The organism is Photobacterium lucens, from assembly GCF_009873615.1.
GTDB classification, from domain to species: Bacteria; Pseudomonadota; Gammaproteobacteria; order Enterobacterales; family Vibrionaceae; genus Photobacterium; species Photobacterium lucens.
Genome location: NZ_SSMG01000411.1, coordinates 1 through 9,698, shown reverse-complemented (window position 1 = coordinate 9,698; position 9,698 = coordinate 1). Strand labels below are relative to the sequence as shown.

Genomic DNA, 9,698 nt, shown 5'->3' with positions numbered 1-9,698 from the left:
AATTAGGGTCAGCTTTATTACCACTTGATTTTTATTATTTTTCATAACGCTTAGTGAATAGTAAAGACACCTTTGGACGTATATGAATACATGCTTAGTTTGTATTGGCTGAGAGTAAAAATTGTGCTCAATATTATATAATGCCATCGACACATTTACAGTCAAAATGCCACCTTCCTTTGGCGGCATAAACTGTTACCATTTAATCGGGGTTAATGTTGATTTCAAATAAAGCGGATGTGCAGGTTCACCTGATTTATTGACTTTCAATACATTCAACTCAGAAATCAAAGCTCGAACGTCTTCAGAGCGATTCAAAAATACACCATCATTTCCCCAAGCTCCCACAATAACTCCTGCATTTTGGGCAAGTAGAATCAGAGTTTCATCATTTTTGTCACCGATAGGATCTGATGCTCTTTTCATGTCTTCTGGCTGAGTAGCTCGATAGGCAAAAAGGTTTGCCATACATAGGCCACCATATCCCCATGACTTAGCAAAATTAATACAACGACGTATAGTTGGATCGTCTTCAGTTTCATCCGCTGTGGATGGATTTAGTCCTATAAACATTGCGTATGGCTTAGAGTCATCCCAAGTTCGCCAAAGCTCATACCTATATTTTCTGCAACTAGATAAAACAGCGCTCTTCTTCATATTAATCATCTACAACTTCAATCGTTACATGCTGAGCACCAAGATATGTGCCTTCATCCACTTCATAGCGAAGGGTTTCATCACAATGTGGGCACTCAAATTCTTCATTGGATTCAATCGACTCATCTTCGATCCAATCCCAGCCAATATGCTGTTCACAATTGGGGCATCTCATTATGTAATCCTTACTCATTCAAATACAATTCTGCCATGCCATCTAGCTTGCTCTTCACTTCTTTCCAGTTCGGCATCACACTGGTTAATAAGCGCCAGAAACGCTCGCTGTGGTTGTATTCTGCGATGTGGCAAAGCTCATGCAAAATCACGTAATCAATGCACTCTTTGGGCGCTTTGATCAGGTGAGGGTTGAGCACCAAGGTGCCTTTGGCTGAACAGCTTCCCCATTGTTTTTGCATCGGCATAATGCGAAATGACGGGATGCCTTCTACCCACGTTGCTTGCGGTAGAAGTTCAGCCAAACGTTGATGGAATACGCGCTCGGCACGAACGCCATACCAACCAGATACCAGTGCTTTAACGAGCTTTGGCTTAGCTTCGTTAAAGCGGTTTAGTGTGACTAGCAGCTTGCCTCGCTCCATCTTCACATTGGAAATGGCATCTCTGTCTTCAACCACCTTTAACACATAGCGACGGCCTAGATAGAATTGCATCTCACCACTCACATAGTGTTTGGTTTGCACATATTCTAAATGGCTTCGAAACTCCGTCAGGGCATTCCAAATCCATCGTGCTTGATGCATAACGGCTTCATGGATTGCTGATTTTTCAGCATCTTGAGGCGCAGTCACAGCGACTCGGCAATCTGGATGCACTCGGATGGTGATTTTCTTTTTTTTGCCTTCAGCAAATGCTTTGCGGATCACCTCGTAGGTAACAGCTTCATCACCATAGATGAAGCTGTATTCCTCGATATTGCCTTCTTTAGGATTAAAAGAAGCCATACCTAATGACCTGCTAATCCACGTCGAGTGATTTGAATGACATCCGTAATAATAGCTTGCGCTTTATCGATACCCACATCAGCGAACAGCAGTGGCAATAGCCCTAAACGGATCTGGTTTTCAATCTCCGATGGGTTAATTGAAAACTCGGCAACCGCTTTACGGACAATGCCATCAATGTCTAACGCATACTGAAAGCATTGCTCCTCGGTTAGAGGTAACGGCTCTCCTAATACTTTTAAGAACAGACCATAGTAGGCTTGAACATGGCGTTTGATTTTAGTGTCAAGCTCTGCAAAGCGATCGGTCGGCATTCCAGCTACCTCACGATCTTTAACCTGCTGCTCGAAATCTGCAAACAGAAGGTACTGTTTTACAGGGCTGTCAAACATCTCCTTGGTTTTCTCGATGGCTTGCTTTAACAAGTTTGAGAAATACTCTTGCGCATACGGATCGTCTGCCAGATCTTGCTCAATCATCTTGGTTACACGACCTGTGATGACATCCTTTTTGTTATTGGCTTCATCATCGGTCATTTGCTCTGGTTTGGCATCTTTGCCCATATTGCCAACCAGATAAGCGCCTTCTGGCTCTTCAATCGACACGCCTGCAATATGCTTATCTAACATGGCGCGAATATTTTCTGAATATTCGTCGTAGTCCACAGTTTCTTCGGCATCTGCACGTACTTGTTGGCGCAGTTGGCTCATGGATTTCAGCGTGTTCTTATAAACTTGACGCTTGTCATCAAAGCTTTTGTCTTCAAAGTAGGTTGCCGATTGAAGGGCTACTTTTAGGCAGTTAGCAAACGCTGTCAGCGCATCATAAAAATCATTACGCAGCTTTAAGTTGGTATCCGTTAATTGACCATCAATGGTATCAATTTTAGGAGCCAAAGCCTGACGAAGTGCTTGTCCATCTTGTTTATTCTTCACACCAGTAAAAATTGCCCAAAGGTCATCATACAAACCCGGCAGCTTCTTGTACTCGGTATCCATGCGGTTATATAAACCTTTGAGATCATCGATATCAAAGCCACCTTGGGTACGCTCAGCTAAATCTTGGTATTTCTCAATAGTGGTATCCAATTCACGAAGGATGCCTCGATAATCAATCAAATAACCAAATTGCTTTTTCGCATGTAAGCGGTTAACTCGCGCAATGGCTTGAATAAGGTTGTGCTGCTTTAATGGCTTGTCGATATAGAGCACTGTGTTTTTAGGCTCATCAAAGCCCGTTAGTAGCTTATCGACCACGATCATAATGTCGGGGCCTTCATCCTTTTCAAATTCTTGGATGATGTGTTTGGTGTAGGCTTTTTCATCGCTCCAGCCTTTTTGTGCGACGTTTTCTTTCCACCAATTTTGCACCAGATCGGTGCTTTCACTATCGACGTTATCGTGCCCTTCACGGGTATCAGGTGGTGACATCGCTACCACTGAAGTGACTTTACCGATTTGATCGAGCAGCTTCTTATAGCGGATTGCAGAGGCTTTAGAATCACAAGCCAGTTGCCCCTTCAAACCTTGCTGCTTAAAGTTTTGGAAGTGATCCGAAATATCGTGCGCAATTAACTCTAATCGCCCTTCGTTTTGATAGATTTGACCTTTTTGTGCGAACTTGCGTTTTAAGTCAGCACGCTGCTTCTCCGATAAGGTATCGGTAATACGGTCAAACCAAGCATCAATGGCTTTGTCGTTGGTGCTCAGATCTGGAATACGTTCTTCATAAAGCAAAGGGGTGACGGTGCCATCTTCGACGGCTTGCTGCATGGTGTAAGAGTGAATGATCTTACCGAACTTGTTCTCGGTTTTATCGTCTTGCAGCAGAGGTGTACCTGTGAAACCGATGTAAGCCGCTTTTGGCAAGGCTTGCTGCATTCGGATGTTGTTCTCACCGTTTTGGCTACGGTGGCCCTCATCCACTAATACGATAATGTCTGGGCTATCGTTGTAGCATTCAGGTAGGTTAATCGCCGTACCAAACTTGTTGATGATCGAGAAAATGATGCGCTCATTGCCTTTCCCGATTTGCTCAGCAAGGCGTTTACCTGTGGTTGCCATTGCCTCTTTTTTGTCTTTATCTGACAGCGCGCCGCCAGAGGCAAAGGTGCGAGCAAGTTGGTCTTCTAAATCCACACGGTCAGTCACAACCACAACGCGGCATTTCGCTAACTCTTTTAGCCAAATCAGGGCTTTTGACAAAAACACCATCGTGAAAGACTTACCCGAACCTGTGGTATGCCAAATCACACCGCCGTTACGTGCTCCCTTCTCATCAAAAGAGGTGATGCGCTCCACCAAGGCTTTAATGCCAAATACTTGCTGATAACGCGCAACGATCTTGCCTGCTTTTTTATCAAACAGGGTAAATAGACGGGTTAACTCTAGTAAACGGTCATGGCGCAGCAAGGATACCAATAAGCGGTCTTGGTCTGTCACCACTAAATCACCGCCTGCAATCAGTGATAGATATTCGTCTTTGATTGCTGGCGTACGATGGCTGAAAATCGCATTCAGTTGCGCGTCATTCAGTGGCGTGTTCTTAAGGCGTTCAAAGGTGCTTTCGGTGATTTCTTCTTCTTTCCATTTCGCCCAGAACTTCTCAGGTGTGCCGCACGTACCGTATAAACCATCATGCCCATTGATGGACAACAACAGTTGGCTGTAAGCAAACAGATGCGGAATTTCATCCACTTTTTGGTTACGGATATTTTGTGAGATACCTTCGGTAATGGTTGGTTTGCCATTGATGCTGCTATCAGGACGTTTAGCTTCTATCACGACCCAAGGCAAGCCATTGATGAAACAGACCACATCAGGAATGCGTTTACCTGTACCACGGGCGTTATCAACCTCCATCTCTTCGGTGAAATGAAATTGGTTGTTTTCAGGTGTGTCCCAATCAATGATTTGAATGGTTGGGTTAGCTTTTTTACCCTCAACAAACTCAGTCACGCTAATGCCGTAAGTTAAGGCGTTATAGAGTTTTTCATTGGCCGCTTTTAGCCCTTCATTCATCGCAGGGTTAGCCAGCTCTTGCACGATTTTATCAATTGCCGCTTGCGATAAATGGCGAACTTTCCCCATGAATGAATAGGTTTTAAAGCTCAGAACCTTGCGTAACACCTGCGGCAAGATCACCGTGGTTTTGTTACCACGCATTGCCATGCATTCACTCGGTGGAATGAATTGGTAGCCAAGGTTGGTGAGCAAAGTTAACGCGGGGATTTTTGCGCTCTGTTCTTCTTTGAAATTGGGCGTGCGGTGCTTAGATTCACTAGGAGATAATGGTTCCATACTCAGCCTATGACATTGTTCTTATTGTTTATCAGGGCTTGCTAAACAAGCCCTGTATCGGTTGTCAAAAGATGCGCTTGTTAAGCAGCTTCGGTTTCAGCAACCTTCACGCGACGCTTACCCGTCAACAATTGCTGCATCAACGCCTTTTTCTCTTGCTTGAAGAGCACAAGCTTGGCTTCTAACAACTCGATTTCTTTATCGGCAGCGGTGAGAACTGAGGCAATTTTTTGCTGTTCTTCAATTTTAGGTACTCGCAACTTCATTACTTCAAGATCTTTAGGGTAAATATGCGGTTGTGCTCCGCCACTTTGCATAGAGTAAATGCGTATTTGGTTTAGTTGTAACCATTGAAAAATAAACCCAAGATAATTGGCAGGTTTTGCTGTTACGACTGAACAATCAGATGCCCATATTTTGTAAGGGTGGTATGACACATATCCAGCGTAAGCTCCACTTGCACTGACTGTAATAACATTTTCATGAGTAAAATCGACATGTGAATATGGACTACTTTTACCACCTGCAATAACAGGGTAACTACCAGCTACAAGGTTTTTAGCGCTTAGGGCTTTTCCTTTTTTAATCGAAGCGATATTTGAAAGATGAGTATTTTCCCACTTCCCCTCAAACGCTTTACCCGTTTCAGGATCAATCAAACGCTTGTTACCCGTCAACAACTGCTGCATTAACGCTTTTTTCTGCTGCTTGCTGGCATCAATCAGCTTTTTTGTGGTTGCAATACTGCGATCCCATGTAGAAAGGATTTTGGCGATTTTGCGTTGTTCTGGGAGTGGTGGGAGTAGAACAGGAAATTCTTTTAACTGAGTAGAGTTAATACTCGCTAAATTGGTACTTCGCTTGGCACAGCTCAAAAAGTAAGTTTTACCATAGTTACTTCCTGATAACGCAGCTAAGAAATACGGTAACAATACTTGCTTATTTGGGCGCACTGCAAAAACATGATTCTGGTTGAGACATGGTACTATTTGACCTTGCCACACATCACCACGCCCCAATTTGTCGAAGTCACCACCTTCGGTCATTAATACATCTCCAACTTGCAACGAGTATCTTTCAAGCTGGTGACGCTCAATTTGAATAGTTTTAACCTCAGAAAGATCAATGTGACCATCTTGCACATTGGCAACTCTCAAATATGGTACTTCAATAGGATCTTTAAGCCCCTTTTTGCCTTTCGCAACTCCTGTTTTGATTTCAGCGACTTTCTCTAGAGGTTTTCTTTCCCAACCATTAGGCACCATAACCCAGCTCCTCTAGGTAAGCCGCCATTTCTGCTTCTAGATCCGCAAGCTCAGTTTGCAGTGCCAATCGCTCACTACGCACAGCCATCAAATCGATTTCCGCTTCTTCTTCAAACGTATCGACATAGCGAGGGATATTGAGGTTGTAGTCGTTCTCACGGATCTCATCGAGGGTTGCCACATACGCGTATTTATCCACATTGTCGCCGCTGCGATAGGTCTTGACGATCTTGTCGATGTTTTCTGCTGTTAGCACGTTCTGGTTTTTGCCTGACTTAAACTCACGCGAAGCATCAATGAACATCACATCGTTGGTGTCTTTCTTCTTCTTGAAGATCAAGATTGCCGCTGGAATACCTGTACCAAAGAACAGTTTTTCAGGTAAGCCGATCACCGCATCCAATAGGTTTTCTTCAATCAGTTGTTGGCGGATTTTGCCCTCAGAAGATGCGCGGAATAGCACACCGTGAGGCACAACCACACCCATGCGACCAGTTTCTGGCTTCAGGGTTTCAATCATGTGCGAGATAAATGCGTAGTCGCCTTTGGTTTTTGGTGGTACGCCACGACGGAAACGACCAAAGTGATCGCTTTCTGCGTCTTCATGTCCCCATTTATCTAACGAGAATGGCGGGTTTGCGGTTACTACGTCAAAGTGCAGTAGGCCGCCATTGCTGTCTTGTAGCTTAGGGTTACGAATGGTGTCGCCCCATTCAATGCGGTGGTTGTCTTCGCCATGCAGGAACATGTTCATTTTTGCCAATGACCATGTAGAGCCGATGGCTTCTTGACCAAACAGAGCGTACTGCTTAGAGCCGCCAAAGTTCTTTTGAACTTGCTTACCACACTTCATCAATAGTGAGCCTGAACCACATGCAGGGTCACAAATGCTGTCGCCTTGTTGTGGCTCTAGGATGATAGAAAGCAGATCCGATACCTCTGGCGGGGTATAGAATTCACCTGCCGATTTACCGCTACCAGCAGCAAAGTGTTTGATCAGGTATTCGTAGGCGTTACCAATCACATCCAACGAACCCACACGGCTAGGGCGTAGGTTTAGGGTTGGCTTACCAAAGTCTTCTAATAGGTGGCGTAGAATGTCGTTCTTTTGCTTCTCATCACCCAGTTTATCGGTGTTAAAGCTGATGTCTTGGAACACGCCTTTTAGTTTGGTGCCGTTTTCTTCTTCAATCGCATGTAAAGCTTGGTCAATACGAGAGCCGTTACCAGCTTCAAAGCGGGCTTCGTACAAGTCCCAGAACGTTGAACCAGCAGGAATTTTGAATGATTGACTAGCAAGCATGGCATCAACCATATCGGTGTTGCCAGCGAACTGGGTAGTAAGTTCTTCCACTTTGTCTTGGCGCACATCCGAGATGTACTTTAAGAACAGCATGGTCAAGATGAAGTCTTTGTAGATAGATGGATCAACCGTACCACGGAAGGTGTCACAGGCACTCCATACCGTTTTGTTGATTTCGTCTTGGTTGATAGTAGGCATTATTGAATCCTTTGTGTAAATAGGTCTTGAGCAATGGCTGCTAGCTGCTGCTCTCTATTGTGTATTAATTGCGTGAGCACTTGTTTCTCTTTTTGAGCACAAGCTGCCATTGACACAATCTGTTGTTGTATATTGACGTTTGGAATCGCAATGGGGGTCGCTTCAAGGACGCTACGCTTGATACTCAATTGCGCTGAGCCTTGGGCTGATTTTTTAAAATAGCGTTGTGAAACAACTTGATTGAGTTGCCATACTAAAAACTCGGGTAATAGCTCGTCTGTTGTTAACTCGATAATAAAAAAATGGGGGGAGCAGACTGTTTGTTTGTCGGTTTGCTTAATAGCTGCTGCGGCGCATCGCGTACCACGCGCCATAAAAATCACATCCCCCGATTTTAACCAGTCAGGCTCTTTTCTACCTTGTACCTGTGTGAGGGTGAGATCATCCCAGCAGATATTGCCATCTGCATCGATATCTTTTACCTGAATCACATAGCCATTGCCTGTTTCATCATCTGGGATGGCACCACGAAAAGGATGCCCAGCTTTAATGGTTGCAATGTTTTTTAAGAATGTAGTCACTCTCTTTAGCCTGCATCATTTAACTTGATGCAATTTTTGCTGGTTATGAATCAAGTGTCAATATATGATGTTGTTTTTTTGCATCATTTAGTTTGATGTGGTTATGAGTGGTTGATATTTGCTTAATAGAAATATGAACTCTCGCACAACATTATTTTATAGAATCACTTATTTTTGCATATCTTCAAAATATTATATGGAAGCAGTGAGTGTCTGTTACCTTTGTTACTATTGACGGTATTGTTCGTCCTATTCAATCTTCACGAAAATCGCCAACAGCTCGTTCTGTATCTACCCATTACCAAGTAAAAGCTCCACAAGGCTTTAAAAATAATAAAGATGCATACGGGTCATCGAAAGCTTTCACTATTCCTAATACCACTTGCCCTGTTTGTGGCAGCTCTGTGTTCTATTATCAACATCCAAATGGAGCAAGAGTTTATTTTGAAGAATTGGGGCCACCGTGGACAAAGCATCCCTGTACGTCATCTATTCAAACCTATCAAGCAAAAGGACGAAAGCCTAAGCCTGTTATTAAAAAGACCGCAGACTCTTGGAAATCATCATACTGGCAACCATTAGTAATTAAGCAAAAAGTGGCATTACCATCGAATAATGGAGTGCGTATTGAAGCTGCTAGTGATGACTTTACCGTTCGATTTGATTTGAATAGTAGGTTATTAAGTGAAAAACAATGTCGACCAGAAGATGTTGATCATTTGGTGATGCTTGGTAGACGAAATTCTGATAGTCGAATTGAGCTTTCAATTACTAGCGGTTGGTTTAGCTGGAGTATGTTTGGTGAGCGTGTGCCTGCTAGAAATGAGAGCAAGCCTGTTGCTGCTGAGCCTGTGGTGGATGCTGGCGCAATTCGGTTTGATCCTAAAGGTAAAGAGCAGATTGCATTTACGGTTAAAAATAATAAGAAAAGTGCTGTTTTTAAATTTATTCAACAAGAAAAAGCTTATGAGATTACAAAAAGTTTAAGAAATCCCAATCAACTCTGGTTAAAAGATTGTTTAGATAACGTTCAACTTTACGTTGAAAAACAAGAAAAACATTTTATTGTCTTTATTACAGATGAAAAAAACTTTATTAGTCAGTCATTTAAACGTAAAAGCGCCATTGTTCAAACAAGTAAAAAAGACAAGCAGGTTGAACCGATAGAAAAAGCCGTTAAGCCGCTGCAAACATACGACGTGACTTTTTACAGTTTGGTGAAATTGGACAATAAGAGCATTTTTATCTTTAAAGATAAATCAAAGACTAATATCAGTTATGCTATTGATTGCGATGCGATCCAAAAAATGATGACACTAAATGATCTACTTTCTTCGAGTGCTAAATTTCAATTGAAAGAAACGCCGCAAGGGTTGCATGTATTTAAGTTTGGCAAATCTTTGTCGCAACCGATTAAGGTGAAGTGTTTTTAG

8 protein-coding genes are annotated in these 9,698 nt (G+C 43.1%); 1 reads left to right on the top strand and 7 read right to left on the bottom strand.

All coding sequences use genetic code 11. The annotated features are described in order from the left end of the window. Window positions 1–195 precede the first annotated feature (195 nt). From E5A76_RS16885 to E5A76_RS16860, 7 genes are all read right to left on the bottom strand, one after another. Window positions 196–666 carry a DUF1643 domain-containing protein gene (locus E5A76_RS16885; RefSeq protein ID WP_202443263.1) on the bottom strand — a complete coding sequence of 157 codons (471 nt, stop codon included), beginning with the start codon at window positions 664–666 and terminating at the stop codon, window positions 196–198. Continuing rightward, a complete protein-coding gene (locus E5A76_RS20440; protein ID WP_187695673.1) occupies window positions 659–832 on the bottom strand; it encodes a hypothetical protein in 174 nt (57 codons plus the stop codon). The genes E5A76_RS16885 and E5A76_RS20440 overlap by 8 nt, the downstream gene beginning before the upstream one ends. Window positions 833–842: 10 nt before the next feature. After that, window positions 843–1,619: a M48 family metallopeptidase gene (locus E5A76_RS16880; RefSeq protein ID WP_161119635.1), complete on the bottom strand. Its 777-nt coding sequence runs from the start codon at window positions 1,617–1,619 to the stop codon at window positions 843–845. 2 nt (window positions 1,620–1,621) lie between these two features. After that, window positions 1,622–4,918 carry a type I restriction endonuclease subunit R gene (locus E5A76_RS16875; protein ID WP_161119634.1) on the bottom strand — a complete coding sequence of 1,099 codons (3,297 nt, stop codon included), beginning with the start codon at window positions 4,916–4,918 and terminating at the stop codon, window positions 1,622–1,624. An 80-nt stretch (window positions 4,919–4,998) separates the two neighbouring features. Next, window positions 4,999–6,183, bottom strand: coding sequence for a restriction endonuclease subunit S (locus tag E5A76_RS16870; protein ID WP_161119633.1), 1,185 nt, complete (start codon window positions 6,181–6,183; stop codon window positions 4,999–5,001). Continuing rightward, entirely contained in the window at window positions 6,173–7,684 is a 1,512-nt protein-coding gene (locus E5A76_RS16865; protein WP_161119632.1) for a type I restriction-modification system subunit M, read from the bottom strand. Before E5A76_RS16865 ends, E5A76_RS16870 begins: the two co-directional genes overlap by 11 nt. Continuing rightward, window positions 7,684–8,265 (bottom strand): restriction endonuclease subunit S, encoded by a 582-nt coding sequence (locus E5A76_RS16860; protein WP_107259892.1) that lies wholly within the window; start codon window positions 8,263–8,265, stop codon window positions 7,684–7,686. The genes E5A76_RS16865 and E5A76_RS16860 overlap by 1 nt, the downstream gene beginning before the upstream one ends. Window positions 8,266–8,474: 209 nt before the next feature. Here E5A76_RS16860 and E5A76_RS16855 point away from each other — a divergent pair, with 209 nt between their 5' ends. After that, the gene (locus tag E5A76_RS16855; protein ID WP_107259890.1) at window positions 8,475–9,698 is read left to right on the top strand and encodes a hypothetical protein; all 1,224 of its coding nucleotides are present in this window, start codon (window positions 8,475–8,477) and stop codon (window positions 9,696–9,698) included.

What these genes read in the sequence shown, in the direction of transcription:
- E5A76_RS16885 (WP_202443263.1), bottom strand. Translation starts at nt 666, where the DNA reads ATGATTAATATGAAGAAGAGCGCTGTTTTATCTAGTTGCAGAAAATAT.
- E5A76_RS20440 (WP_187695673.1), bottom strand. Translation starts at nt 832, where the DNA reads ATGAGATGCCCCAATTGTGAACAGCATATTGGCTGGGATTGGATCGAA.
- E5A76_RS16880 (WP_161119635.1), bottom strand. Translation starts at nt 1,619, where the DNA reads ATGGCTTCTTTTAATCCTAAAGAAGGCAATATCGAGGAATACAGCTTC.
- E5A76_RS16875 (WP_161119634.1), bottom strand. Translation starts at nt 4,918, where the DNA reads ATGGAACCATTATCTCCTAGTGAATCTAAGCACCGCACGCCCAATTTC.
- E5A76_RS16870 (WP_161119633.1), bottom strand. Translation starts at nt 6,183, where the DNA reads ATGGTGCCTAATGGTTGGGAAAGAAAACCTCTAGAGAAAGTCGCTGAA.
- E5A76_RS16865 (WP_161119632.1), bottom strand. Translation starts at nt 7,684, where the DNA reads ATGCCTACTATCAACCAAGACGAAATCAACAAAACGGTATGGAGTGCC.